21 protein-coding genes are annotated in these 24,620 nt (G+C 65.3%); 11 read left to right on the top strand and 10 right to left on the bottom strand.

Annotated features, from left to right (window positions below):
* Positions 1-16 precede the first annotated feature (16 nt).
* The gene (locus AC0ZJQ_RS18505) at positions 17-403 is read right to left on the bottom strand and encodes a response regulator (RefSeq protein WP_003290789.1); all 387 of its coding nucleotides are present in this window, start codon (positions 401-403) and stop codon (positions 17-19) included.
* Positions 396-3,404 (bottom strand): PAS domain S-box protein, encoded by a 3,009-nt coding sequence (locus AC0ZJQ_RS18500; RefSeq protein WP_476477085.1) that lies wholly within the window; start codon positions 3,402-3,404, stop codon positions 396-398. Before AC0ZJQ_RS18500 ends, AC0ZJQ_RS18505 begins: the two co-directional genes overlap by 8 nt.
* Before the next feature lie 406 nt (positions 3,405-3,810).
* On the opposite strand from AC0ZJQ_RS18500, the gene AC0ZJQ_RS18495 reads away from it, so the two are divergent.
* Positions 3,811-4,809 (top strand): GGDEF domain-containing protein, encoded by a 999-nt coding sequence (locus AC0ZJQ_RS18495; protein ID WP_155550951.1) that lies wholly within the window; start codon positions 3,811-3,813, stop codon positions 4,807-4,809.
* Between the two features lie 22 nt (positions 4,810-4,831).
* Here AC0ZJQ_RS18495 and aguA read toward each other — a convergent pair whose 3' ends face one another.
* The 3 genes from aguA to AC0ZJQ_RS18480 form a co-directional block, all read right to left on the bottom strand.
* Positions 4,832-5,929 (bottom strand): agmatine deiminase, encoded by a 1,098-nt coding sequence (gene aguA, locus AC0ZJQ_RS18490; protein WP_476477084.1) that lies wholly within the window; start codon positions 5,927-5,929, stop codon positions 4,832-4,834.
* 93 nt (positions 5,930-6,022) lie between these two features.
* On the bottom strand, positions 6,023-6,904 hold the full coding sequence (gene aguB, locus AC0ZJQ_RS18485; protein WP_476477083.1) for an N-carbamoylputrescine amidase: 882 nt from the start codon (positions 6,902-6,904) through the stop codon (positions 6,023-6,025).
* 140 nt (positions 6,905-7,044) lie between these two features.
* Positions 7,045-8,421: a glutamine synthetase family protein gene (locus tag AC0ZJQ_RS18480; RefSeq protein ID WP_008569247.1), complete on the bottom strand. Its 1,377-nt coding sequence runs from the start codon at positions 8,419-8,421 to the stop codon at positions 7,045-7,047.
* 251 nt (positions 8,422-8,672) lie between these two features.
* Here AC0ZJQ_RS18480 and AC0ZJQ_RS18475 point away from each other — a divergent pair, with 251 nt between their 5' ends.
* The 8 genes from AC0ZJQ_RS18475 to AC0ZJQ_RS18440 all read left to right on the top strand — a co-directional run bounded on the left by AC0ZJQ_RS18475 (position 8,673) and on the right by AC0ZJQ_RS18440 (position 17,867).
* The gene (locus AC0ZJQ_RS18475; protein ID WP_008569248.1) at positions 8,673-9,419 is read left to right on the top strand and encodes a gamma-glutamyl-gamma-aminobutyrate hydrolase family protein; all 747 of its coding nucleotides are present in this window, start codon (positions 8,673-8,675) and stop codon (positions 9,417-9,419) included.
* Between the two features lie 35 nt (positions 9,420-9,454).
* Positions 9,455-10,813: a glutamine synthetase family protein gene (locus AC0ZJQ_RS18470; RefSeq protein WP_043295134.1), complete on the top strand. Its 1,359-nt coding sequence runs from the start codon at positions 9,455-9,457 to the stop codon at positions 10,811-10,813.
* Positions 10,814-10,887: 74 nt separating this feature from the next.
* On the top strand, positions 10,888-12,246 hold the full coding sequence (locus AC0ZJQ_RS18465) for an aspartate aminotransferase family protein (RefSeq protein ID WP_476477082.1): 1,359 nt from the start codon (positions 10,888-10,890) through the stop codon (positions 12,244-12,246).
* A gap of 191 nt (positions 12,247-12,437) precedes the next feature.
* Complete coding sequence (locus tag AC0ZJQ_RS18460) at positions 12,438-13,535, top strand: polyamine ABC transporter substrate-binding protein (protein ID WP_008569251.1); 1,098 nt, start codon at positions 12,438-12,440, stop codon at positions 13,533-13,535.
* Between the two features lie 226 nt (positions 13,536-13,761).
* Positions 13,762-14,847: a polyamine ABC transporter substrate-binding protein gene (locus tag AC0ZJQ_RS18455; RefSeq protein WP_314018214.1), complete on the top strand. Its 1,086-nt coding sequence runs from the start codon at positions 13,762-13,764 to the stop codon at positions 14,845-14,847.
* Positions 14,848-14,929: 82 nt separating this feature from the next.
* Positions 14,930-16,081 carry an ABC transporter ATP-binding protein gene (locus AC0ZJQ_RS18450; RefSeq protein WP_008569253.1) on the top strand — a complete coding sequence of 384 codons (1,152 nt, stop codon included), beginning with the start codon at positions 14,930-14,932 and terminating at the stop codon, positions 16,079-16,081.
* On the top strand, positions 16,078-16,977 hold the full coding sequence (locus AC0ZJQ_RS18445; RefSeq protein ID WP_008569254.1) for an ABC transporter permease subunit: 900 nt from the start codon (positions 16,078-16,080) through the stop codon (positions 16,975-16,977). The genes AC0ZJQ_RS18450 and AC0ZJQ_RS18445 overlap by 4 nt, the downstream gene beginning before the upstream one ends.
* Complete coding sequence (locus AC0ZJQ_RS18440; RefSeq protein ID WP_314018213.1) at positions 16,974-17,867, top strand: ABC transporter permease subunit; 894 nt, start codon at positions 16,974-16,976, stop codon at positions 17,865-17,867. Before AC0ZJQ_RS18445 ends, AC0ZJQ_RS18440 begins: the two co-directional genes overlap by 4 nt.
* A gap of 45 nt (positions 17,868-17,912) precedes the next feature.
* On the opposite strand, the gene AC0ZJQ_RS18435 is transcribed toward AC0ZJQ_RS18440, so the two are convergent.
* Positions 17,913-18,482: a DUF6436 domain-containing protein gene (locus tag AC0ZJQ_RS18435; RefSeq protein ID WP_314018212.1), complete on the bottom strand. Its 570-nt coding sequence runs from the start codon at positions 18,480-18,482 to the stop codon at positions 17,913-17,915.
* Between the two features lie 134 nt (positions 18,483-18,616).
* Here AC0ZJQ_RS18435 and bipL point away from each other — a divergent pair, with 134 nt between their 5' ends.
* Entirely contained in the window at positions 18,617-19,555 is a 939-nt protein-coding gene (gene bipL / locus AC0ZJQ_RS18430) for a phospholipase BipL (protein ID WP_314018211.1), read from the top strand.
* Positions 19,556-19,568: 13 nt separating this feature from the next.
* Here the strand turns inward: bipL and AC0ZJQ_RS18425 are convergent, their stop codons facing one another.
* A complete protein-coding gene (locus AC0ZJQ_RS18425; protein ID WP_476477081.1) occupies positions 19,569-20,330 on the bottom strand; it encodes a hypothetical protein in 762 nt (253 codons plus the stop codon).
* A gap of 274 nt (positions 20,331-20,604) precedes the next feature.
* Between AC0ZJQ_RS18425 and AC0ZJQ_RS18420 the strand changes: the two genes are divergently transcribed.
* Positions 20,605-21,213, top strand: a complete 609-nt coding sequence (locus tag AC0ZJQ_RS18420) for a 2OG-Fe(II) oxygenase (protein WP_167133984.1) — start codon at positions 20,605-20,607, stop codon at positions 21,211-21,213.
* 63 nt (positions 21,214-21,276) lie between these two features.
* Here AC0ZJQ_RS18420 and dctM read toward each other — a convergent pair whose 3' ends face one another.
* The 3 genes from dctM to dctP all read right to left on the bottom strand — a co-directional run bounded on the left by dctM (position 21,277) and on the right by dctP (position 24,445).
* Entirely contained in the window at positions 21,277-22,557 is a 1,281-nt protein-coding gene (dctM, locus tag AC0ZJQ_RS18415; RefSeq protein ID WP_008569267.1) for a C4-dicarboxylate TRAP transporter large permease protein DctM, read from the bottom strand.
* Complete coding sequence (locus AC0ZJQ_RS18410) at positions 22,557-23,186, bottom strand: TRAP transporter small permease (RefSeq protein WP_008569268.1); 630 nt, start codon at positions 23,184-23,186, stop codon at positions 22,557-22,559. Before AC0ZJQ_RS18410 ends, dctM begins: the two co-directional genes overlap by 1 nt.
* A 263-nt stretch (positions 23,187-23,449) precedes the next feature.
* The gene (gene dctP / locus AC0ZJQ_RS18405; protein ID WP_008569269.1) at positions 23,450-24,445 is read right to left on the bottom strand and encodes a C4-dicarboxylate TRAP substrate-binding protein DctP; all 996 of its coding nucleotides are present in this window, start codon (positions 24,443-24,445) and stop codon (positions 23,450-23,452) included.
* Positions 24,446-24,620 lie beyond the last annotated feature (175 nt).

Here is a 24,620-nt window from a genome sequence, read left to right as displayed (position 1 = left end):
GGTGACTCAACAGACCCTAGTATCGGCCAGCCGCCCAGATGCTGCGAATCTGATCGGCCAGGCGCATCGGATCGAACGGTTTGATGATCACGTCGCGGGCGCCGAGGCTGCGCAGGTGCTCGATCTCGCGCGGCTGCACCTTGGCGGTCATGAAGGCCACCGGCACCTGCGTCAGATCGATGCGTTCGCTCAGGCACCGCAGTGTCTGCGGACCGTCCATGCCCGGCATCATAACGTCCAGCAGGATGAAGTCGGGGGCGAAGGTCTCGACTTCGTCCAGGGCCTGCGTGCCCGAGGCGCAGGAGAGCACCTGAAAGCCGCCAACCACTTCGAGCGCAAGGCGGGCCACGGCCTGGATGGACGGATCGTCCTCGACGTGGAGGATGCGTCGTAGCTCACTCATGCGATGTTCTCCGGTGGTTGCCAATCGGTTCGTTGGGGCGCTCGAACGGTGCGGGGGTGGCGACGGGCAGTTCGAACCAGAAGCAGGCGCCCTGGCCGGCCACGGAGTCGAAGCCGATGCGCCCGCCCATGTGCTCGATCAGCTCCTTGCTGATCGCCAGGCCCAGGCCGGTGCCGCCCTTCTGCCGGGTATCGGACGAATCGGCCTGGGAAAATTTCTCGAAGATCCGCGCGCGAAACGCCTCCGGCACGCCGGGGCCCTGGTCGCGCACGCCGACCCAGACCCGCTCGCCGCGCCGTTCGCTGCTCAGTTCGACCACGCCGTCGGCCGGCGAGAACTTGATGGCGTTGGTCAGCAGGTTGGCCAGCACCTGCTGCAGACGATCCTCGTCGACATTGACCAGCGGGTCCGCCTCACCGCGCAGAACCAGCCGCACATTCTGCTGCCCGGCATAACCGCGGTTGCTGGCCAGCGCCTGTTCCAGCAGCGGGCGCAGCGGTTGTATGCGCAGGGCAAAGGTCATCTTGCCGGCGACCAGCTTGTCCATGTCCAGCAGGTCGTCGATCAGCCGGCCCAGGCGCAGGCTGTTCTGCTGGGCGATGGCGAGCATGTCGCGCATCGGCGCCGGCGCCTCGCCGAGTGCGCCGCCGGTGATCAGCCCGAGCGCGCCGGCAATGGAGGTCAGCGGCGTGCGCAGTTCGTGACTAACGATGGAGACCAGCTCGCTCTTCAGTCGTTCGATGCGCTTGCGCTCGGTGATGTCGCGCACCAGGCCGATGAACTTGCATTCGCCGTGGTGGGTGATTTGCGATACGCGCAGTTCGATGGTGAAGGTTTCGCCATTGCTGCGCAGCGCGGTCAGCTCGCGGTTCTGCTCCAGCGCGCGGGGGATGCCGCGCCGGGCGTAGGTGTCGAGGTAGCCGTCATGCGCCGAGCGATCGGGCTCGGGCATCAGCATCGACAGGTTGCGCCCGAGCACCTGCGCGGCGCTGTAGCCGAACACGGTCTCGGCGGCGTGGTTGAAGGTTTCGATAATGCCGCGCTGGTCAATGATGATGATCGCGTCGATGACGTTGGCGATCAGCATGCTCAGGTAGCGCTCGCGCTCCTGCATGTCCTGCTGGGCGCGGCGGTGCGCGGTGATGTCCCAGATGAAACCTTCGCACCACGCTTCGCCGCTGTCGGCGTCGTGCAGCAGCCGGCCGCGCTCGCGCAGCCAGAGCCCGCGACCGCTGGCGTCGCGGATGCGGTAGGTGAGTTCGTAGACGTCCTGGCCCGCCGGGCGCCGCGCCTGTGGCCGGTCGTCGGGATGGACCAGGCTCAAATAGCTGCGCGCGTGCTCGCCGATCAGGTCGTCCGCCGGGTAGCCGGTCAGGCGTTCGATGCCATCGCTCAGGTAGTGCATGCGGCGTTCGGCGTCGTCGCTGCAGCGATAGACCGCGCCGGGCAGGTTGCTGACCATGCCGCGGTAGCGACTCTCGCTCTGCTGCAGCGCGCGGGTGGCCTGCATCAGTTCGGTGATCTCGGTGACGACGCCGTGCCAGAGCACCGAGCCATCGGCGAGCGTCTCGGCGCTGGCGCGGCCCTCCAGCCAGAGCGTGCCGCGCTGCGGGTTGTCGAGGCGGAATTCGGTGGCTGCGCTGCCTTCGCGGATCGCGCGGGTGAGCGTGTGGCGCAGGCGCGGCAGATCGTCGGGGTGCACGCTGCGCATCGCCAGGCGCGGATCGCCGATCAGCTCGGTGGCGTTCTGACCATACAGCGCACTGGCGCCTTCGCTGATATAGAGGAAGGCGTAGCGACCGCCGGCGTAGCGCTTGAGCTGGAAGACCATACCCGGCAGCAGGCTGGCGATCTTCTGCGCGCGTTCGAGCATGCGCTGGTGGCTGCGGGCCTGTTGCTGCTGGCTGAGGCGGTGCTGTTCCTGGACGATCAGGCGCCGTTGCAGCAGGAACACCAGCAGCCACAGCAGCAGCTCGGCGATCAGCCAGGCCATGCCCCATTTCAGCAGTACCAGCTCCTCGGCCCGCACGCGCTCGGCGACCAGTGCGCTGATGTCGCGCCAGACCAGCGCGGCGGCCACTGGCGCGCGCACCGCCTGCTGCTGCCGGGTATCGTGCAGCGGAATCTGGTTGACCAGAAAGCTGCGCCCGTCCGCCTCCAGCACGCGCTGCGCCATGCCGCTCGCCGGTGCCGGCAGCAGCTCCCGCTGCGCCCAGTGCAGCACCTGCGTAGCCGAGTGGCCGACCAGCAGCCAGTCGCTGTCGCGGCCCAGCTGGGCGCCGACCGGCGGCGGCACCTGTGCGGCGAGCAACGCCTTGCGATCGACGATCAGCGCCAGGCCGGCGCGCAGCTGCTCGCCCAGCTCGTCCAGTCGGGGCAGGGCGTCGAAGCCGACCTCCAGCGCGCCGATGACCTCGCCGGCGGCCTCACCCTCACCGCGTAGCGGCACGATGCTGCGATTGCTGGCGCCCTGGCGGCCGATGTCCAGGCCGACCTGGGGATGCCCTTCACGCAGCGCCGCAGCGAGCAGCGGGCGCTGTGCGGCCTGGGGATCTGCATAGGCATCGGGGCGCTGCATGCGCAGCACGTTGTAGCCGTCCGTACCCCAGAACAGCTGCAGTTGCGTGCCCTGCTGGGGCTGCATGGCCTGCCACGCCGGCAGCAGGTAGTCGCTCAGCCGCAGCCGCAGGACGCGTACCCGCGAATCGCTCCACGGCGTGCCGGTACGCAGCAGCTGGTCGAGCTGGCGCATCGCCGCGAGCACCCGCGGATCTTCCGCCAGCGTGGCGGCGAGCGTCTGCGCCTGACGTTCCTGGCCGCGCTGCGCGCTTTGCAGCGCGAGGCTTTGCAGGTTGCCCTGGTTGCTGACTTCCAGTTTCCAGAGTGCCGCGCGGCCGAAATGGTCGTTGAGCGCCAGTGCGCCGAACAGCAGCACCAGCAGCAGGCTGCCGAGGCCGAACAATCGCCGGGGCTTGGGCAGACGCAGAAAGGTCATGCGCATGGAGCGTTCCGGCAGCAGCGGTGTGCGGCCGCACGGCACACGGGAGAGGGAGCGTCAGACAGATGCTGCATCGCCGGCAGATTCCAGAAACGAACGGGTGATGGCGTACTGACATCATGAGGGCGCGAATTGTAGACCAACTCGTGCGGCGGTTTGCAGGGGCCGGCGCCAACATGTTGGTCATCACACCCCAAGGGCGACGGAAAATCAGCTGCCAGGCGACGGTCGGTCTTGTTCGCGGTCTCTGCGAGATGCGCCGCCCGCGTTGCTTGCTCATGACCTTTCGGACGGCGCAAGCGACCGTTGGGTGCCGCCCCGGAACTTTGTCGGTTGCCGACTCTCTGAACAGCTTCTTGAATCATTGAAGCTGCTGCGGCAGACGGTTGCGGCGGGTTGGGACGAGCACATGCAGTTGGCGAGCAAGCGAAGCGAAAAGGGGATAGGGATGCTGCCGGGCGTAGATGCGCAGACGCTGATGGCGCTGATGCATGCGCGCGGCGAGGTGGCGCGCCTGAGCGCGCGCGATCAGCTGTTCAGCACCCTGCTCGGCGGCGTCAACGCCGTGCTCTGGGCCTTCGACTGGCAGGCGCAGCGGATGGTCTACGTCAGCCCGGCCTACGAGCAGATCTTCGGCCGCTCGGCGGCGCTGCTGCTGGCCGACTACGGCGAGTGGCGCAACAGCATCTACCCGGATGACCTGGACTATGCGCAGAAGAGCCTGCTCGAGGTGCTCGACGAGGGCGCCGTCGAAACCCGCGAGTACCGCATCATCCGCGGCGACGGCCAGCTGCGCTGGTTGAGCGACAAGTGTTTCCTCGGCCGGCGTGCCGAGAAAGGCCAGGGGCCGATCATCGTCGGTATCGCCGAGGACATCACCGAGAAGAAGCAGCTCGAAGGTGAACTGCAGCGCCTGGCGACCACCGACGTGCTGACCCAGAGCAGCAACCGCCGGCACTTCTTCGACTGCGCGCAGCGCGAATTCGAACATGCCCAGCAGTTCGCTTCGCCACTGGCGTTCCTGCTGCTGGATATCGATGACTTCAAGCGCATCAACGACACCCACGGCCACCCGATCGGCGACCAGGTGTTGCAGCGCGTGGCGCAGTGCGGCGCCTCGGTGCTGCGCCGTGGCGATGTGTTCGGCCGCATCGGCGGTGAGGAATTTGCCGCGGTGCTGCCCGGCTGCCAGCCGGACCTGGCCGAGCAGATCGCCCAGCGCCTGCAGCGCGAGATCCAGCGTCTGTCGTTCGCCCTTCCGAACGGGACGCGCTTCAGCGTCACCGCGAGCTTCGGCCTGACCTACCTGCGGGCCGACGACGCCGAACTGGCGTCGGTATTCGCCCGCGCCGATGCGGCGATGTACAAGGCCAAGCGACTGGGCAAGAACCAGGTCATCGTCGCCTAGCCGGCGCGCACCTTGCCGCGACCTACGGTTGCGGCTGTTGCTGGGTGATGCAGTGGATGTTGCCGCCGCCCAGCAGAATCTCCCGCCCCGGCACCATCACCACCTCACGCTCGGGAAACAGCCGGCGCAGAATGGCCTCGGCCTCGCTATCGTGCGGGTCGTCGAAACTGGGCGCAACGATGCCACCGTTGACGATGAGGAAGTTCACGTAGCTGCCGGCCAGGCGGATCGTTGCGGCGCGTATCTGGCTGCCTTCGGCCGGCTGTACGCCGGCGCATTCTTCCTCGGTCGCATACAGCGGGCCGGGAATCGGCATCTTGTGCACCTTGAGCGCGCGACCGCGGGCATCGCGCGCCTGGTCGAGGCAGCGCAGCGCCTGTTGGCAGCGCTCGAAGTTGGGGTCGTTGACATCGTCGGTCCAGGCCAGCAATACCTCGCCGGGCCGCACGAAGCAGCAGAAGTTGTCGACGTGGCCGTCGGTCTCGTCGTTGTACAGGCCCCACGGCAGCCAGATCACCTTGTCGATGGCCAGGTGCTCGGCGAGCACCGCCTCGATTTCCTCGCGTGACAGCTGCGGGTTGCGGTTGCGGTTGAGCAGGCATTCCTCGGTGGTGATCAGCGTGCCTTCGCCGTCGACGTGGATCGAGCCGCCTTCGAGCACGAAACCTTCGGTGCGGTAACGGTCGCAGCGCTCAATCTCGAGGATCTTCTGTGCCACCTCGTCATCGCGCTGCCAGTCGGCATACAGCCCGCCATCCTCGCCACCCCAGGCGTTGAAGCTCCAGTCGACGCCGCGCAGGCCGCCCTTGCCGTCGATGACGAAGGTCGGCCCGGTGTCGCGCACCCAGGCGTCGTCGCTGCTGATTTCCACCACGCGGATGCGCGGATCGTCGAGCTGCTCGCGGGCGGCCAGGTATTGCGCGGCCGAGGCGCACACGGTCACCGGCTCGAAACACGCGATGGCCTTGGCCACGGCGGTGAAGGCCTGCTGCGCCGGGCCGGCGTCGTTGCGCCAGTTGTCCGGGCGCTCCGGCCAGACCATCCAGGTCTGGCTGTGCGGCGCCCATTCGGCGGGCATGTGGAAGCCGTCTTGGCGGGGCGTGGAGGTGAGGGTGGTCATCGCGATCTCTCTCGTAGGGTGGAAAACCGCGCAGCGTTTTCCACCGAGGGTGCAACCGGTGGAAAAGGCCGTTGGCCGTTTTCCACCCTGCGTTCATTCCGACGGCGTCTGGCCGTCGAGGGTGCGGATCGGGCCGTAGAGGTTCGGCCGGCGGTCGCGGAACACGCCCCAGGCGCTGCGGATGTGCTCCAGCTGGTCGAGATCGAACGGATGCACCAGCACGCCCTCGCTGGTTTCGTCCATTTCCTCGACCTTGGCGCCGAACTGGTCGGCGATGAACGACGAGCCGTAGAAGGTGATGTCGTAGCCGTCCTGCTCCTCTTTACCGACGCGGTTGCTGGCGATCAGCGGCATTAGGTTGGCTCCGGCATGGCCCTGCTGCACGCGCTGCCAGTGGTCGCGCGAGGTGATGTTCGGGTCGTGCGGTTCGCTGCCGATGGCGGTGGGGTAGAACAGCAGCTCGGCACCCATCAGCGCCATGCTGCGGGCGGTCTCGGGGAACCACTGGTCCCAGCAGATGGCCACGCCGATGCGTGCATAGCGGGTCTGCCAGACCTTGAAGCCGCTGTCGCCGGGATTGAAGTAGTACTTCTCGTGGTAGCCGGGGCCGTCCGGGATGTGGCTCTTGCGGTAGACGCCGAGCAGCGCGCCGTCGGCGTCGATGATGGCGATGCTATTGAAGCGCGCGCGGCCGGCCAGCTCGAAGAAGCTGATCGGCAGCACCACCTTGAGTTCGGCGGCGACTTTCTGGAAATGCCGGATCGCCGGATTGTCCTCGATCGAGGTGGCCAGCTGCAGGTATTCGGGGTTGGGCTTCTGGCAGAAGTAGGGGGTCTCGAACAGTTCCTGAATCAGGATGATCTGCGCGCCCTTGGCGGCGGCTGCGCGCACCAGCTTCTCGGCGTTGGCGATATTCGCCTGGCGATCCCAGGAGCAGGCCATCTGAGTGGCGGCGACAGTGACGGTACGGGACATGGGCTGGCCTCGCGGAAAAATGATGATTCGGTCAGGAATGGAGTGATTCTAGGCGAGATTGTTCGGCGCCGGGCAGGGGGCGGCCGCTCACGGCGCCGCGCTGCACGCCCGTTCGGGCGCGCGGCAGCGGGGCCGGTGGATCAGACGGTATGCAGGTACCAGTTGTATTCGAGGTCGGAGATCGAATGCTCGAACTCGGCCAGTTCGCTTTCCTTGCAGGCGACGAAGATGTCGATGTAATCCGGGCTGATGTAGCGCGCCATGATCTCGCTGTCGTCGAGCTGGCGCAGCGCGTCGCGCAGGTTGGACGGCAGGCTCGGTTCCACCTGTTCGTAGGAGTTGCCCTCGATCGGCGCGTTCGGCTCGATGCGGTTGGTCAGCCCGTGGTGGATGCCGGCCAGTACGGAGGCGAGCAACAGGTAGGGGTTGGCATCGGCGCCGGCGACGCGGTGCTCGATGCGTACGGCGTCCGGGCTGTCGGTCGGCACGCGCAGCGCCACGGTGCGGTTGTCCAGGCCCCAGCACGGTGCATTGGGTACGTAGAACTGCGCGCCGAAGCGGCGATAGGAGTTCACGTTGGGGCAGAGGAAGGCCATCGATGCGGCCATCGTCTCCTGCACGCCGCCGATGGCGTGACGCAGGGCCTGGCTTTCCAGCGGGTTGTCGGTGGCGAAGATATTGTTACCGTCCTTGTCGAGCAGCGAGATGTGCACGTGCAGCCCGTTGCCGGCCTGGCCCGGATAGGGCTTGGCCATGAAGGTGGTGTCCATCTCGTGGTCGTAGGCGATGTTCTTGATCAGCCGCTTGAGCAGCACCGCGTAGTCGCAGGCCTTGATCGGGTCGGCGACGTGATGCAGGTTCACCTCGAACTGCGCCGGGGCGCTTTCCTTGACGATGGCGTCGGCCGGGATGCCCTGTTCCTTGGCGCCTTCGAGAATGTCCTGCAGGCAGTCGACGTACTCGTCGAGGTCGTCGATCAGGTAGACCTGGGTCGACTGCGGGCGCTTGCCGGAAATCGGCGAGCGCGGCGGTTGCGGCCGGCCGTTCACGTTCTCCTGGTCGATCAGGTAGAACTCCAGCTCGAACGCGGCGCAGATGGTCAGGCCCAGTTCGTCGAAGCGGCTCACCACCTGGCGCAGCACCTCGCGCGGGTCGGCGAAGAACGGCTCGCCATCGCGCTCGTGCATGGTCATCAGCAGCTGTGCGGTGGGGCGACGCTGCCAGGGTTCGCGGCTGAGCGTGTTGGGAATCGGGAAGCAGGTGCGGTCCGAATCACCGATGTCCATGCCCAGACCGGAGCTTTCCACGGTGATGCCGTTGATATCCAGGGCGAACAGCGAGGCGGGCAGATTGATGCCTTTCTCGTACACCTTGTGCAGGCTGGCGCGTTCGATGCGCTTGCCACGCACGACGCCGTTCATGTCTGCAATGAGGAGGTCGATGTAAAGCACCTCCGGGTGTTCCTTGAGAAACGCGTTCGCTTCGTTGAGCTGAACGGCACGCGGCGGGGGAAGCATGATGAAGCACCTTAATTGTTAAAAATTTCAATCATCAGACTGCTCGATTAGGAGTCAATCCGAAAGCCTGTTGCCTGTCAATAGCCCTCCCGGACGCCCCATGATGGCCCAGAGTGGGCACTTGCGGGGCATTTTCGTCTCCGGCGTGCGATGTTGAAAAAACCACGAGATCGCCGCTCCGTTCGGCTATTGTCTATAAAAATGAACAAGACTACTCTCCGGTAGGCCATCAACCGGAAGACGAGCATCCCATGTCGCGCAAGCCCCTGATCGGCGTTTCCGCCTGCACCCGCATGATCGGCCAGCACGGTTTTCATATTGCCGGCGACAAATATCTGCGCGCCGCCGCGGTCGCCGGTGTGCCGCTGATCATCCCCGCGCTGGACGAACTGATCGACCAGGCCACGCTGCTGGAAAGCCTTGATGGCCTGCTGTTCACCGGCTCGCCGTCGAACGTCGAGCCGCAGCATTACGCCGGGCCGCAGAGCGCGCCCGGCACTCCGCACGATCCGCCGCGCGACCGCCTGACCCTGCCGCTGATCCGCGCGGCCGTGCATGCCGGTATTCCGGTGTTCGGCATCTGTCGCGGCTTCCAGGAAATGAACGTGGCCTTCGGTGGCAGCCTGTTGCAAAAAGTGCACGAGGTCGAGCCCTACCAGGACCACCGCGAGAACCCCGAGGCACCGCTCGATGACCAGTACGGTCTCAGCCATGACCTGCACGTACAACCCGGCGGCCTGCTCGATCGCCTCGGCCTGCCGCCGCTGGTACGCGTCAATTCGGTGCATGGCCAGGGCGTCGAACGCCTGGGCGAGGGCCTGCGCATCGAGGCGTTGGCGCCGGACGGTCTGATCGAGGCGTTCTCGGTGGAGGATGCCCGCAGTTTCGCCCTCGGCGTACAGTGGCATCCGGAATGGAAGGTGCACGAGCACCCGCATTACCTGGCGTTGTTCCAGGGCTTCGCCGAAGCCTGTCGGGAACGCGCGAGACAGCGCTGATCGGACGCGGCGCCAACACCCAACCCGAGGTCATCATGACTACCCAGCTCGACCAGCTCACCAGCTGGCTCAAAGAACGCAAGATCACCGAAGTGGAATGCCTGATCAGCGACCTGACCGGCATCGCCCGCGGCAAAATCTCCCCGACCAGCAAGTTCCTCGGCGAGAAGGGCATGCGCCTGCCCGAGAGCGTGCTGCTGCAGACCGTCACCGGCGACTACGTCGAGGACGACATTTATTACGAACTGCTCGACCCGGCCGACATCGACATGTTCTGCCGCCCCGATCCCAATGCGGTGTTTCTCGTGCCCTGGGCCATCGAACCGACCGCCCAGGTGATCCACGACACCTACGACAAGATGGGCAACCCCATCGAGCTGTCGCCGCGCAACATCTTGAAGCGCGTGTTGAAGCTGTACGCCGACCGTGGCTGGCAGCCGATCGTTGCGCCAGAGATGGAGTTCTACCTGACCAGCCGCTGCGAGGACCCGGACCTGCCGTTCCAACCGCCGATCGGTCGTTCCGGTCGCCAGGAGACCGGCCGCCAGTCGTTCTCCATCGACGCGGCCAACGAGTTCGATCCGCTGTTCGAGGACATGTACGACTGGTGCGAGGCCCAGGGCCTGGACCTCGATACGCTGATCCACGAGGAAGGCACCGCGCAGATGGAGATCAACTTCCGTCATGGCGAGGCGCTGCATCTGGCCGATCAGATTCTGGTGTTCAAACGCACCATGCGCGAGGCCGCGCTCAAGCACAACGTGGCAGCCACCTTCATGGCCAAGCCGATGACCGGTGAGCCGGGCAGCGCCATGCACCTGCACCAGAGCGTGGTGGACCTGGAAAGCGGGCGTAACGTGTTCTCCAACCCGGACGGCTCGATGAGCCAGCTGTTCCTGCATCACGTCGGCGGTCTGCAGAAATACATCCCCGAACTGCTGCCGCTGTTCGCCCCCAACGTCAACTCGTTCCGCCGTTTCCTGCCCGATACCTCGGCGCCGGTGAACGTCGAGTGGGGCGAGGAGAACCGCACCGTCGGCCTGCGCGTGCCGGATTCCGATCCGCAGAACCGTCGCTTGGAAAACCGCCTGCCAGGCGCCGACGCCAACCCTTACCTGGCCATCGCCGCCAGCCTGCTGTGCGGTTACATCGGCATGGTCGAGGGCATCAACCCGAGCCCGCCGGTCAAGGGGCGCGGCTACGAGCGCCGCAACCTGCGCCTGCCGCTGACGCTGGAAGCGGCGCTGGAGCGCATGGAGAACTGCCGCGAGCTGCGCAAGTACCTGAGCCCGAAGTTCATCACCGGCTACGTCGCGGTCAAGCGTACCGAGCAGGAGAACTATCACCGGGTCATCAGCTCCTGGGAGCGCGAGTTCCTGATGCTCTCTGTGTAACGAACAGCCGTAGGGTGGATGACGCGCTGTTCATCCGCCGTTGACGCCCCGCAACAACAACTGGGAGGTGACCGATGAGCGATTCGCAAACCCTGCACTGGCAAGCCCTGAGCCGCGACCACCACTTGCCGCCGTTCACCGACTACAAGGCGCTGAACGCCAAGGGCACGCGCATCATCACCAAGGCGTCCGGCGTCTACCTGTGGGACAGCGAGGGCCACAAGATCCTCGATGCCATGGCCGGCCTGTGGTGCGTCAACGTCGGTTACGGCCGTGAGGAGCTGGTCGAGGCCGCGGCGAAGCAGATGCGCGAGCTGCCCTACTACAACCTATTCTTCCAGACCGCGCACCCGCCAGCGGTGGCGCTGGCCAAGGCGATCGCCGATATCGCCCCGCAGGGGATGAACCACGTGTTCTTCACCGGCTCCGGCTCGGAAGCCAACGACACCGTGCTGCGCATGGTGCGCCATTACTGGGCGATCAAGGGCCAGCCGCAGAAGAAGGTGGTGATCGGCCGCTGGAACGGCTACCACGGCTCCACTGTAGCCGGCGCCAGTCTCGGCGGGATGAAGGCCATGCATGAGCAGGGCGACGGGCCGATCCCGGGCATCGAGCACATTGACCAGCCGTACTGGTATGGCGAAGGCGGCGAGCTGTCGCCGGAGGAGTTCGGCGTGCGCGTCGCCGAGCAGCTGGAGCAGAAGATTCGCGAGGTGGGCGAGGACAAGGTCGCCGCGTTCATCGCCGAACCGATCCAGGGCGCCGGTGGGGTGATCATTCCGCCGGATAGCTACTGGCCGAAGATCAAGGAGATTCTTGCGCGCCACGACATCCTGTTCGTCGCCGACGAAGTCATCTGCGGCTTCGGCCGCACCGGCGAATGGTTCGGCAGCGATTACTACGGCCTCGCGCCGGACCTGATGCCCATCGCCAAGGGGCTGACCTCCGGTTACATCCCCATGGGCGGCGTGGTGGTGCGCGACGAAGTGGTGCGCACGCTCTACGAGGGCGGCGAGTTCTACCACGGCTTCACCTATTCGGGGCATCCGGTGGCCGCCGCGGTGGCGCTGGAGAACATCCGCATCCTGCGCGAGGAGAAGATCGTCGAGCGGGTGAAGACGAAGACGGCACCCTATTTGCAATCTCGCTGGCAGGAACTCGCCGAGCATCCGCTGGTGGGCGAGGCGCGCGGCGTCGGCATGCTCGGCGCGCTGGAACTGGTGAAGAACAAGAAAACCCGCGAACGCTTCGCCGAGGTGGGGGTGGGCATGCGCTGTCGCGAGCACTGCTTCCGCAACGGCCTGGTGATGCGCGCGGTCGGCGACACCATGATCGTTTCGCCGCCGCTGGTGATCGCCGAGGAGGAAATCGACGAGCTGATCGGCAAGGTCCGGCTGTGTCTGGATGCCACCGCGCGTGACGTGCTGGGCTAAGGTTCACCGGGCAGCGTACGGTCTGTTGAAAAAGCGTCCCCGACCTTGCCAGACTGCGCGCTGCGCGCTGCGCGCTGCGCGTGGCCGGAGCCAACCGAAGATGCGCCGATACGGTGCACCGCCAGACCGCCGCGCTGTGCATGGTCTGTTCCACTGCCCCGACATAAATGACGACAACAGGAGCTGCACGGATGAATCCCTTCGCCAAGACCCTACTTGCCATGACGCTGGCCGGCGCTGTCGCCGGGGCTGCGCAGGCCCAGGAAAAGGTACTGCACGTCTACAACTGGTCCGACTACATCGCCGAAGACACCCTGGAGAACTTCACCAAGGAAACCGGCATCAAGGTCGTCTACGACGTCTTCGACAGCAACGAAGTGCTGGAAGCCAAGCTGCTCGCCGGTAGCTCCGGCTACGACGTGGTGGTGCCGTCCAACCCGTTCCTCGCCAAGCAGATCAAGGCCGGGGTATTCCAGAAGCTGGACAAATCCAAGCTGTCGAACTGGGAAAACCTCGACAAGAGCCTGCTCAAGGCGCTGGACCCGAGCGATCCGGGCAACCAGTACGCGATTCCCTACATGTGGGGCACCATCGGCATCGGCTACAACGTCGACAAGGTCAAGGCCGTGCTCGGCGACAACGCGCCGGTGGATTCCTGGGACCTGGTGTTCAAGCCGGAAAACATCGAGAAGCTGAAGGCCTGCGGCGTCTCCTTCCTCGACTCGCCGACCGAGATCCTGCCGGCCGCCCTGCATTACCTGGGCTACGCGCCGGACAGCGGCAAGGCCGATGAGCTGAAGAAGGCCGAAGAACTGTTCATGCAGATTCGCCCGCACGTGGCCTACTTCCACTCGTCCAAGTACATCTCCGACCTGGCCAACGGCGAGACCTGCGTGGCCATCGGCTACTCCGGCGACATCTATCAGGCCAAGGCGCGCGCTGAGGAAGCCAAGAACGGCGTCAACGTCGGCTACAAGATTCCCAAGGAAGGCGCCGGCAGCTTCTTCGACATGGTCGCCATTCCCGCCGATGCGAAGAACGTCGAGAACGCTCACGTCTTCATCAACTACCTGATGAAGCCGGAAGTCATGGCGTCGATCACCGACTACGTGCAGTTCCCCAACGCCAACGCCGCGTCGACCCCGCTGGTGGCCGAGGCCATTCGTACCGACCCGGGCATCTACCCGAGCCAGGAGGTGCTGCAGAAGCTCTACACCTTCCCCGACCTCGATCCGAAGACCCAGCGCGCCATGACCCGCAGCTGGACCAAGATCAAGTCGGGTCGCTGAAGCCTGACGTGCCGGCCCGGCAGCCGTCGTGCTGCCCGGTCGCTATAAGGCGAGGGAGTGCCGAGCCGACGGGAGTTGCGCCAGTCTGTAGTCCGCTGGCGCAGCATTTCCTCTCGCAACACTCGGTTTTTGTTGCGTCACCTGTTGATTTTCAGAGGTTTTTCCAATAAACAGCCCGGCTTTCCCCTCGGGGCAACGCACGGCCTGAAACCAGAGGACTCATCCCATGCGCTCGACCCTCACGTCGCTGATCATCGCCGCCGCGTTCGCTGGCGCCGCCACGGCCCAGGCTGCCACGGTGCACATCTACAACTGGTCGGATTACATCGGCGAAACGACGCTGGAAGAGTTCGAGAAGGAAACCGGCATCAAGCCGGTCTACGACGTCTTCGACTCCAACGAAACCCTCGAGGGCAAGCTGCTGGCCGGTCGCACCGGCTATGACGTGGTGGTGCCGTCCAACCACTTCCTCGGCAAGCAGATCCGCGCCGGCGCCTTCCAGAAGCTCGACAAGTCCAAGCTGCCGAACTGGGAGAACCTCGATCCCGCGCTGCTCAAGCAACTGCAGAAGAACGATCCGGGTAACGCCCACGCCGCGCCCTACCTGTGGGGCACCAACGGCATCGGCTACAACGTGGAGAAGGTCAAGGCGGCGCTCGGCGTCGACACCATCGACTCCTGGGCGGTGCTGTTCGAGCCGCAGAATGCGGAGAAGCTCGCCAGCTGCGGCATCGCCATGCTCGACTCGGCCGACGAGATGATTCCGGCCATGCTCAACTATCTGGGCCTGGACCCCAACAGCGAGAATCCCGCCGACTACCGCAAGGCCGAGGAGAAGCTGCTGGCAGTGCGCCCGCACGTGCGCTATTTCCACTCCTCCAAGTACATTTCCGATCTCGCCAATGGCAATATCTGCGTCGCCGCCGGGTTCTCCGGCGATGTGTTCCAGGCCGCCGCCCGTGCCGAGGAAGCTGGCAAGGGCATCGAGATCGCCTACGCCATTCCCAAGGAAGGCGGCAACCTCTGGTTCGACATGCTCGCCATCCCCGCCGATGCCGGCAACGTCGAACAGGCCCATGCATTCATCGACTACCTGTTGCGCCCCGAGGTGATCGCCTCGGTGAGTGACTACGTCGGCTATGCCAACCCCAACCTCAAGGCGGGCGAACTGATGGATCAAGAGGTACGCAACGATCCTTCGATCTATCCGCCGCAGGAAGTGCTGGACCGCCTGTACGTCTCGGCCGAGCTGCCGGCGAAGATCCAGCGGCTGATGAATCGCAGCTGGACCAAGGTGAAGTCCGGCAAATAGATACCCGGGCGGTTGCCGCCCGCTGCAACGACCATCGATATCCGGCGCTGACCGGCCAACCTACATTTTCGGGAGTTCGCGCATGGCCGTTGCCTCCAGCGCCTACAAGAAAGCCCTCACCGGCGAGAGCAAGAACAAGCAGGTGCTGCTGAAGATCGACCGCGTCACCAAGAAGTTCGACGAAACGGTGGCGGTCGATGACGTCTCGCTGAACATTCATCAGGGCGAGATCTTCGCCCTGCTGGGCGGTTCCGGATCGGGCAAGTCGACCCTGCTGCGCATGCTCGCCGGCTTCGAGCGGCCGAGCGAGGGGCGTATCTTCCTCGACGGTCAGGACATCACCGATCTGCCGCCCTACGAGCGGCCGATCAACATGATGTTCCAGTCCTACGCGCTGTTCCCGCACATGACGGTCGAGCAGAACATCGCCTTCGGCCTCAAGCAGGATGGCCTGTCCAAGGACGAGATCGCCGGGCGCGTCAGCGAGATGCTCGGCCTGGTGCAGATGACCCAGTACGCCAAGCGCAAGCCGCACCAGCTCTCCGGCGGCCAGCGCCAGCGCGTGGCTCTGGCGCGTTCACTGGCGAAAAGACCCAAGCTGCTGTTGCTCGACGAGCCGATGGGCGCGCTGGACAAGAAGCTGCGCTCGCAGATGCAGCTGGAGCTGGTGCAGATCATCGAGCGCGTCGGCGTGACCTGCGTGATGGTTACCCATGACCAGGAAGAGGCCATGACCATGGCCGAGCGCATCGCCATCATGAGCCAGGGCTGGATCGCCCAGGTCGGCAGCCCGATGGACATCTACGAGACCCCGGCCAGCCGGCTGGTCTGCGAATTCATCGGCAACGTCAACCTGTTCGACGGCGAGCTGGTGGAAGACCTCGAAGACCACGCGGTGATCGCCTGCCCGCAGCTGGAGCGGCCCATCTACGTCGGCCACGGCATCAGTACCCGCGCCCAGGACAAGCGTGTGACCTACGCCCTGCGCCCGGAGAAGCTGCTGATGAGCCTGGAGAAGCCGGTGCTGGAAATGGCCGACTACAACTGGGTCGAGGGCGTGGTGCATGACATCGCCTACCTCGGCGGCCATTCGGTCTACTACATCAAGCTGGAGTCCGGGATGCTGCTGCAGGCGTTCGTCGCCAATGCCGAGCGCCACGTCAAATGGCCGACCTGGGAGGAGCGGGTCTACCTGCACTGGCTCAGTGACAGCGGCGTGGTGCTGCAGGCATGAGCCGCCGGCCCGCGCTGAATAACGGCCGCCGGCTGGTCATCGGCGTTCCGTTCCTTTGGCTGATGCTGTTCTTCCTGCTGCCGTTCGCCATCGTGCTGAAGATCAGCTTCGCCGAGGCCGACGTGGCGATTCCGCCGTACACGGAAATCTTCCGCTACGCCGAGCAGCAGCTGCAGGTGCTGATCAACCTGGGCAACTACATCTTCCTCAGCGAGGACGAACTGTACCTGGCCGCCTACCTCGGCTCGCTGCGCATCGCCTTCTTCAGCACGCTGCTGTGCCTGCTGATCGGCTACCCGATGGCCTACGCCATCGCCCGCGCGCGCAAGGACCTGCAGACGGTCCTGCTGCTGCTGATCATGATGCCGACCTGGACCGCGATCCTGATCCGCGTCTACGCCTGGATGGGCATCCTCAGCAGCAACGGCCTGCTCAACGGCCTGCTGCTCGACCTCGGGCTGATCGACACGCCGCTGCAGATCCTCAACACCGACATCGCGGTGTACATCGGCGTGGTCTATTCCTACCTGCCGTTCATGATCCTGCCGCTCTACGCCAATCTGGTGAAGCACGACCCGAGCCTGCTGGAGGCGGCGTCCGACCTCGGCGCACGCAACCTCACCAGCTTCTGGAAGATCACCGTGCCGCTGTCGAAGAACGGCATCATCGCCGGCTGCATGCTGGTGTTCATCCCGGTGGTCGGCGAGTTCGTCATCCCTGAGCTGCTCGGCGGCCCGGAGACGCTGATGATCGGCAAGGTGCTCTGGCAGGAATTCTTCAACAACCGCGACTGGCCGGTGGCCTCGGCGCTGGCGGTGGTGATGCTGGCAATCCTCCTGGTGCCGATCATCCTCTTCAACAGAAACCAGGCTAAAGAGCTGGAGGGCAAGCTATGAAACGCTGGAGCTTCTCCAACCTGATCCTGGTGCTCGGCCTGCTGTTCATCTACCTGCCGATGGTCATCCTGGTCATCTACTCGTTCAACGACTCGCGACTGGTGACCGTGTGGGGCGGCTGGTCGGTGAAGTGGTACCTGGGCCTGCTCGATAACAGCCAGCTGATGGGCTCGGTGATGCGCTCGCTGGAGGTGGCCTTCTACACCGCCATCGCCGCGGTGGCGCTGGGTACGATGGCGGCCTTCGTGCTCACCCGCATTCCGGTGTTCCGCGGCCGCACGCTGTTCGGCGGGCTGGTTACCGCGCCGCTGGTGATGCCCGAGGTGATCACCGGCCTGTCGCTGCTGCTGCTGTTCGTGGCCATGGCGCAGCTGATCGGCTGGCCGGGGCAGCGGGGGCTGGTGACGATCTGGATCGCCCACACCACCTTCTGTTCGTCCTACGTGGCGGTGGTGGTAATGGCGCGTCTGCGCGAGCTGGACCTGTCCATCGAGGAAGCGGCGATGGACCTCGGTGCGCGGCCGTGGAAGGTGTTCTTTCTGATCACCATGCCGATGATCGCGCCCTCGCTCGCCGCCGGCGGCATGCTGTCGTTCGCGCTCTCGCTGGACGATCTGGTACTGGCCAGCTTCGTCTCCGGGCCGGGTTCGACCACGCTGCCTATGGAGATTTTCTCCGCCGTGCGTTTGGGCGTGAAGCCGGAAATCAACGCCGTAGCCAGTCTGATTCTGCTCAGCGTGTCGCTGGCGACGTTCTTCGCCTGGTACCTGAGCCGTCGCGCCGAGAAGCGTCGGGTGCGCGCCATGCAGCAGGCGATGGACGAAAGCGTTGCGTGGCAGCCACGGGCGGTCAACAGTCAGGCGCTGGTGCCTCCCTCGGCCCACAGCTGATGTACGAACAAGGGCGCCCGGCGGCGCCCTTGTTCGTTTCCGGGCTCAGCGCTGCCAGTCGCAGAAGCACGCCACTGCCAGCGAATGGGTGGCGCGTACCGTGCGGCCGGCGAGCACGGCCTCGACGATCGGCTCGACGAAGCTGTTGTCCGAGCTGCACACCGCGCCCTCGCTGTAGGGGCCGATATAGACCAGCTCGCCGTTGCGATCCCAGATGCCCACGGCCGGGCTGGCGGGCAGTTCGGCGGCGCCTTCGAGGTGGGTCAGCGGCTTCAGCGCAGCTAGCGACGGCGGCAGCCGGCCCTTGCTGCCGGGTTTGCGCACCTCGTAGAACTCCACCGGCTGGCCGGCGAAGCGCTTGAGCAGCTCTTCCAGATGCTGCTGGTTGCCAACGTTGCACGGGCAGCCCGGATCCCAGAAGTGCACGAAGCGCACCGGCCCCGGGCCTTGCAGTTCGGCGGGCAGCCTGAGGTCGTCGCCGGAAAACAGTTCGGCGCGCTCGCCCTCGAAGGTGCGCAGGTAGCGCCCCTCGAACCACTTGAACGCGGCCAGCAGGGCGCCAGCCACGAGCAGGGTGAGCAGGGAGGCAAGCAGGAGTTTGCGGCGCGGGTGCATGGCGGGTCTCGGCGGCGGGGGCGTCAGCTTGCCATGCCCCGCCACAGAGCGGAATATGCCGCCATGCCGCGCCGCTGCGGCGGTTTTCCGCACAGGACCTTATGACGTCCGCTGTTTCGACGAACTGAACGGCCATGCCCCAGCGAATCCAACCCGACCTGCTGCGCGCGCAGCTTGGCGAGCTGCACGCCCCCACCGAGCTGAGCCCCGAAGCCCGGCACTACCAGGCCTATTACGGCCTCGACCTGCCACAGCGGCGTGACATTCACAGCCGCCTCGGGCGTTTTCGCGTGGGCGACTACGACGTGGTGGCCCAGGCCTGGTGGCCGCCGCAGCCACACGCCAGCCTGCTGGTGATGCATGGCTACTACGATCACATGGGGCTGTACCGCCATGTCGTCGAATGGGGCCTGGACATGGGCTTCGCCGTGCTCGCCTGCGACCTGCCGGGGCACGGTCTGTCCAGCGGGCCGCCGGCCAGCATCAACGAGTTCGAGGAATACCAGGCGGTGCTTAACGGCCTGTTCGAGCAGGCGCGCCAGCTCGATCTGCCACGGCCGTGGCACCTGCTCGGGCAGAGTACCGGCGGCGCGATCCTGCTCGATCATCTGCTGCATCAGCCGCAGAATGCCGAGCGCGGTCGCACCATCCTGCTGGCGCCGCTGGTCCGCCCGCGCGCCTGGCTGCGCTCGAGGCTCAGCTACGAGCTGGTGCGCCGCTTCGTCCAGCAGATCCCGCGCAGCTTCAGCGACAACTCCGGCGACACGCGCTTCCTGCAGTTCGTGCAGACCGAGGACCCGCTGCAGGCGAATATCTTGCCGACGGCCTGGGTCGGCGCGCTGTCGCGCTGGATTCCGCGCATCGAGAAGGCGACGGGCAGCGGCGAGTCGCCGTTGATCATCCAGGGCGAGGCGGACATGACGGTGGACTGGCAGTACAACCTGCCAGTGCTGCAGAGCAAGTTTGCCGCGCCGGAGATCCTGCGCCTGCCGGCCGCGCGCCATCACTTGGTCAACGAGAGCGAGGCGCTGCGCCAGCGTTATTTCGCCTTCCTGCGCGAGCGCCTGAAATGAGCGCGGGTGGCGCTCAGCGCTGCTGCGCCTGGACCGCCGCCGAATCCGGCCCTACCGCCAGACTCGCGCGCAGCGCCTGTAGCGCCGCCGCGTAGTACGCCTTGCCCTCGGCGGATTGGGCGAACTGCAGGTACTCCTCCAGTTCGGCATCGGACAGCGAGCGATAGACATACAGCAGGGTGTTGTCCAGATCGCCCTCGATCTGCTGCACCAGCCGTTCGCGCTGGCTGTTCAGCAGCCCCTGCGCCTGACCGCCGCCGAGAATGCCGGGTAGCATCTGGCTGAGGCTGTCGGCGGCCACGCCGGCCAGCGCCAGGCTGACTTCGGCCCCGGCGGCGCTGGCCGGAATGGCCTGCGCCAGATGGCGGATCAACAGCTGGCGATTGCTGCCGGCGTCCATGCGCGGCAGGCCGTTGACATGCTGTGCGAGCTGTTCGCGGCGCGCCGCCAGTACCTCGGCAGCGACGACCTTGCGCCCCAGCGGAGTCTGGAAGAACTGCAGCGCCGGCTGCGGCTCGGCCAGGTGCTCGCGTAGCGCCTGCAGGGCGCGCCGATCCACGGCGTCGCTGGCGAAGCGGCGGTTGCTGTTGTCGACCAGCGCCTGGAATACCGCCGGCGGCAGGCTGTCCTTGTAGCGCTGCTGGGCGGCGGTCAGCGCGTCGCTGAAATTGGCGCGCTGCTCGGTCCAGCCGGCGGTTTCGTAGAGTTCTTCGTAGACATCCGCCTGGCTGGCGAAGCTGATGACCAATAGGGCAAGGGCAAGAAAGGCGCGCATGGGATCTCCTGTACGGGGTCAGGCATTGTCGACGCCGCCTGGCCGACTGTCGAGCGGGGCTGGCGCGGTCGGGAGGCTGGACGAATTGCCACAGTCCGGCCGCCATGTGGGCATTTCCCGATGCCACCCGGCGGGCGCAGAATACGCCACCGGGCGCATGATCGTGCGCCTCTTCCCCAGATCATCTTGAATGTCAGCTGCGCGCATCGTTCCCCGTTGCGCCGCATGGCCCGCCGTGGCGGTTTGATGATCCCGATCTCTCGGAGCCCTGATCTTGCAGTTTTCGACTCTCATCGATGACCTGGCCGTGCGTGGCTGGTCGGTACAGCGTGCGTTCATCCCAGGCCATGACTCCCTCCGCCTCGCCGAAGAATGTCGCCGCCGCGAGGCGGAGGGTGTCATGGTGCCAGCCGCGATCGGACGCGGCGGAAGCCAGGCGGTGCATGAAGGCATACGCAGCGACCGCATTCTCTGGCTGGAACCCGGCCAGTCGGCCGCCAGCGATCTCTACCTGCAGCTGATGGATGCGCTGCGCGAGCAGCTCAACCGCGAGCTGTACCTCGGCCTGGAGGAGTTCGAGTGTCACTTCGCTTTCTATCCGCCGGGCGCGTTTTACAAGACTCATCTCGACCGTTTTCGCGACGATGACAGCCGCAGCGTGACCGCCGTGCTGTATCTCAATCCGGACTGGCAGCCCGATCACGGCGGCGCCCTGCGCCTGTATCTGGCCGACGGTGAGAGCCTCGATGTCGCCCCGGAGGCGGGCACTCTGGTGGTGTTCATGGCTGGCGAGTTCCCGCATGAAGTGCTGCCGACGCAGGTCGACCGCCTGTCGGTCACCGGCTGGTTCCGTCGCCGCGCCGCGCTACCGCTGTCGGCCTGAACGGCAGGCAAAAAAAGCCCGGCACTAAGGCCGGGCAAAAAAGGAAAGCAGAGAGGTCGAACGCTACATGCCCAGGGCTTCGGGCAGCGCCAGGGAAATCCACGGCACGTAGGTGATGATCACCAGGAAGCTCAGCAGCAGCATCAGCCACGGCATGGCGGCGCGGATCACCTGGGTGACGGTCATGCCGGTCACCGCCGAGGTGACGAACAGGTTCAGACCCACCGGCGGCGTGATCAGGCCGATCTCCATGTTCACCACCATGATGATGCCCAGGTGGATCGGGTCGATGCCCAGTTGCACAGCGATCGGGAAGAGGATCGGCGCGAGGATCAGGATGATCGCCGACGGCTCCATGAAGGCACCGGCCACCAGCAGCACGATGTTCACCACCAGCAGGAACATCCACGGCTGCAGGCCGGCGTCCATTACCCAGGCGGTGATGGTCTGCGGGATCTGCTCGGTGGTCAGCACGTGGGCGAACAGCATGGCGTTGGCGATGATGAACATCAGCATGATGCTCAGCTTGGCCGACTCCAGGATCACCTTCGGGCACTCGCGGATGGTCATGTCCTTATAGACGAACAGCGCGACGAAGGCCGAGTAGACCGCAGCCACGGCGGCTGCTTCGGTCGGGGTGAACATTCCCGAGTAGATGCCGCCGAGGATGATCACCATCAGCAGCAGGCCCCAGACCGCCTTGCGTGCAGCCGATAGCCACTCGCGGAAGGTCGCGCGCGGCAATGCCGGCAGATTCTTCTTCACCGCGATGATGTAGATCGCCACCATCAGCACGCCGCCAAGCAGGATGCCCGGCACCACGCCGGCCATGAACAGCTTGCCGACCGAGGTCTCGGTCGCGGCGGCATAGACCACCATCACCACCGACGGCGGGATGAGGATGCCCAGCGTACCGGCGTTACAGACGATGCCCGCGCCGAAGGCCTGCGGGTAGCCGGAGCGCACCATGCCGGCGATGGCGATGGAGCCGACCGCGGCCACGGTGGCCGGCGAGGAGCCGGACAGTGCGGCGAACAGCATGCACGCCAGCACCGCGCCGATGGCCAGGCCGCCACGGATATGGCCGACACAGGCGTTGGCGAAGTCGATCAGGCGCCGCGCCACGCCACCGGTGGTCATGAAGGCACCGGCAAGCAGGAAGAACGGGATCGCCAGCAGGGTGTAGTGCTCGGAGGTCTCGAACAGCTTGATCGCCAGCGAGCGCACCGAGTCTTCACTGAAGATCATGATGGTCAGCGAGCCGGCCAGGCCCAGCGACACGGCGATCGGCACTCCGAGGAACATCAGCAGGAAGAGCAGGACGAACAGGAACAGGATGGTCATTACTTGTGCTCCTCGTGCTCGGTCAGCTTGACCGCATCGGCGGCTTCATCAGCAAGCCCGAGGCCGGTCTGCTGGTTACGCAGGATGCGCACGAAAATCTCGGCGAAACGGATGAACATCAGCGCAAAGCCGAACGGCACGATCAGGCCGATGTGCCACTGCTTGATGCCGACGTGGCCCAGGTCCTCGGCGCCGATGTTGGCGTCGAACAGGGTGTGGATCCACTCGAAGCTGGCGACGCTCAGCAGCCCGGTGTAACCCAGGCAGACCAGGCAGGCGATGATGCCGATGTAGCGCTGGACGTGCTTGGGCGCCAGCTTGACCAGCGCATCGACGCCGATATGACCGGCGGTGCGCACGCCATAGGCCAGACCGAAGAAGATCAGCCAGGCGAACAGCGCCTTGGTCAGTGCGGTACTCCAGGTCATGGCCTGTGCCAGGCCGATGATGAAGTCGCCGATGGCGAACCAGAAATCGGCGCTGCCCTCGAACCGGTCGCCCAGGTCGTAGAACAGCGTGTAGAGGTTGTTGAGGATGACGTAGACGAACGTCACCAGTGTCATGGCCGCCAACAGGAAAGCGATGAAGCTCTCCTCGAAGTGGTCCCAGACGCGCCGCAGGGCGTTCATGGATGACATCTCCCGATGGACTGCAAGTTTACGGTGGGCGAACACGGAACGTGCGCCATGAACCAGCCGGGGCGGCTGGAGTAACAGCACAATGAAAACTCTTGTTGTCGCCAGAAAAGCGGTGTGGCCGGGATCGCCTGGGCCTCTGCCGTCCTGCCCTTGGTGCGGGCGTCGTCTTCGCTAGCTGCTGTGTTTTTTCACTGGGCTGTCGGTACTTCCGGAATTACAGCAGGGGCGGGCGGGTAGCCCGCCCCTGGTACAGCTTATTTCGCCTGGTTGGCGGCTTCGGCGGCCTTGATCAGGTCAGCACCGATCTCGCCCTCGAACTTCTTCCACACCGGCTTCATCGCATCGCGCCACATGCCGCGCTGCTCCGGGGTGAGGGTGATGATTTCGGTGGTGCCCGCATCGAGGATGCGCTGCTTGTCGCCCTGGTTCAGCGCATCGGCCTGCTTGTTCACCTCGACGGTGACCTCGGCCAGGATGCTTTCCAGTTCGCCGCGGATGTCAGCCGGCAGACCGTTCCAGAACTTGGTGTTGGTGATCACCATGTAGTCCAGCAGACCGTGGTTGGACTCGGTGATGTACTTCTGCACTTCGTGCATCTTCTGCGAGTAGATGTTCGAGTACGGGTTCTCGGCACCGTTCACCACGCCAGTCTGCAGGCCTTGGTAGACCTCGGCGAAGCTCATCTTGCGCGGGTTGGCGCGTACGGCCTTGAACTGCTCGTCCAGTACGGCGGAAGCCTGTACGCGGAACTTCAGACCACGGGCGTCCTTCGGCTCGACCAGCTTCTTGTTGGCCGACAGCTGCTTCATGCCGTTGTGCCAATAGCCCAAACCGGTGATGTTCTTGTCTTCCATCGAGCGCAGCAGCTTCTGGCCGGCCTCGCCCTTCTGGAAGCGGTCAACCGCGGCGATGTCATCGAACAGGAACGGCAGGTCGAAGACCTGGACGCCCTTGGAGTAGTGTTCGAACTTGGCCAGCGACGGCGCGATCAGCTGCACGTCACCCAGCAGCAGGGCTTCCATTTCCTTGCCGTCACCGAACAGCGAGGAGTTCGGGTAAACCTGAACCTCGACCTTGCCCGGCAGGCGCTCTTCCACCAGCTTCTTGAACAGCAGGGCGCCCTGGCCTTTCGGCGTGTTCTCGGCGACCACGTGGGAGAACTTGATGGTGATCGGGTCGGCCGCATGGGCCAGGCCGGCGATGCTCAGCGACAGGGCGCAAGCCAGCGCCTTGGCAGTCAGTTTGAACATTGGTGTTTCCCTCTTGTTGTGAAGAATCGCCGCGCGACGATTCGGCAGTGACCTGCGATGAGTCTAGGCAGCATTTGGCGATGCCTCCTGCCGTCGAGCGACATGTCCCGCAAGGCTTCAGTAGGTTAGCAATGCCTGTGCCAGCCGGCGGCTGCAGCCTCGCGTGGGCAAAGCT

The sequence above is a fragment of the Stutzerimonas sp. 21-1 genome (genome assembly GCF_056336065.1).
Note: the sequence above shows the minus strand (reverse complement) of the source record. Positions and strands in the feature narration are given on the sequence as shown.

Coding starts and splice junctions, on each gene's coding strand:
- AC0ZJQ_RS18500 (WP_476477085.1), bottom strand. CDS start 3,404: ATGCGCATGACCTTTCTGCGTCTGCCCAAGCCCCGGCGATTGTTCGGC.
- AC0ZJQ_RS18505 (WP_003290789.1), bottom strand. CDS start 403: ATGAGTGAGCTACGACGCATCCTCCACGTCGAGGACGATCCGTCCATC.
- AC0ZJQ_RS18440 (WP_314018213.1), top strand. CDS start 16,974: ATGAAACGCTGGAGCTTCTCCAACCTGATCCTGGTGCTCGGCCTGCTG.
- dctM (WP_008569267.1), bottom strand. CDS start 22,557: ATGACCATCCTGTTCCTGTTCGTCCTGCTCTTCCTGCTGATGTTCCTC.
- AC0ZJQ_RS18465 (WP_476477082.1), top strand. CDS start 10,888: ATGAGCGATTCGCAAACCCTGCACTGGCAAGCCCTGAGCCGCGACCAC.
- AC0ZJQ_RS18455 (WP_314018214.1), top strand. CDS start 13,762: ATGCGCTCGACCCTCACGTCGCTGATCATCGCCGCCGCGTTCGCTGGC.
- AC0ZJQ_RS18410 (WP_008569268.1), bottom strand. CDS start 23,186: ATGAACGCCCTGCGGCGCGTCTGGGACCACTTCGAGGAGAGCTTCATC.
- AC0ZJQ_RS18445 (WP_008569254.1), top strand. CDS start 16,078: ATGAGCCGCCGGCCCGCGCTGAATAACGGCCGCCGGCTGGTCATCGGC.
- AC0ZJQ_RS18460 (WP_008569251.1), top strand. CDS start 12,438: ATGAATCCCTTCGCCAAGACCCTACTTGCCATGACGCTGGCCGGCGCT.
- AC0ZJQ_RS18450 (WP_008569253.1), top strand. CDS start 14,930: ATGGCCGTTGCCTCCAGCGCCTACAAGAAAGCCCTCACCGGCGAGAGC.
- aguA (WP_476477084.1), bottom strand. CDS start 5,929: ATGACCACCCTCACCTCCACGCCCCGCCAAGACGGCTTCCACATGCCC.
- AC0ZJQ_RS18425 (WP_476477081.1), bottom strand. CDS start 20,330: ATGCGCGCCTTTCTTGCCCTTGCCCTATTGGTCATCAGCTTCGCCAGC.
- AC0ZJQ_RS18475 (WP_008569248.1), top strand. CDS start 8,673: ATGTCGCGCAAGCCCCTGATCGGCGTTTCCGCCTGCACCCGCATGATC.
- AC0ZJQ_RS18435 (WP_314018212.1), bottom strand. CDS start 18,482: ATGCACCCGCGCCGCAAACTCCTGCTTGCCTCCCTGCTCACCCTGCTC.
- AC0ZJQ_RS18470 (WP_043295134.1), top strand. CDS start 9,455: ATGACTACCCAGCTCGACCAGCTCACCAGCTGGCTCAAAGAACGCAAG.
- bipL (WP_314018211.1), top strand. CDS start 18,617: ATGCCCCAGCGAATCCAACCCGACCTGCTGCGCGCGCAGCTTGGCGAG.
- AC0ZJQ_RS18480 (WP_008569247.1), bottom strand. CDS start 8,421: ATGCTTCCCCCGCCGCGTGCCGTTCAGCTCAACGAAGCGAACGCGTTT.
- AC0ZJQ_RS18495 (WP_155550951.1), top strand. CDS start 3,811: ATGCAGTTGGCGAGCAAGCGAAGCGAAAAGGGGATAGGGATGCTGCCG.
- aguB (WP_476477083.1), bottom strand. CDS start 6,904: ATGTCCCGTACCGTCACTGTCGCCGCCACTCAGATGGCCTGCTCCTGG.
- dctP (WP_008569269.1), bottom strand. CDS start 24,445: ATGTTCAAACTGACTGCCAAGGCGCTGGCTTGCGCCCTGTCGCTGAGC.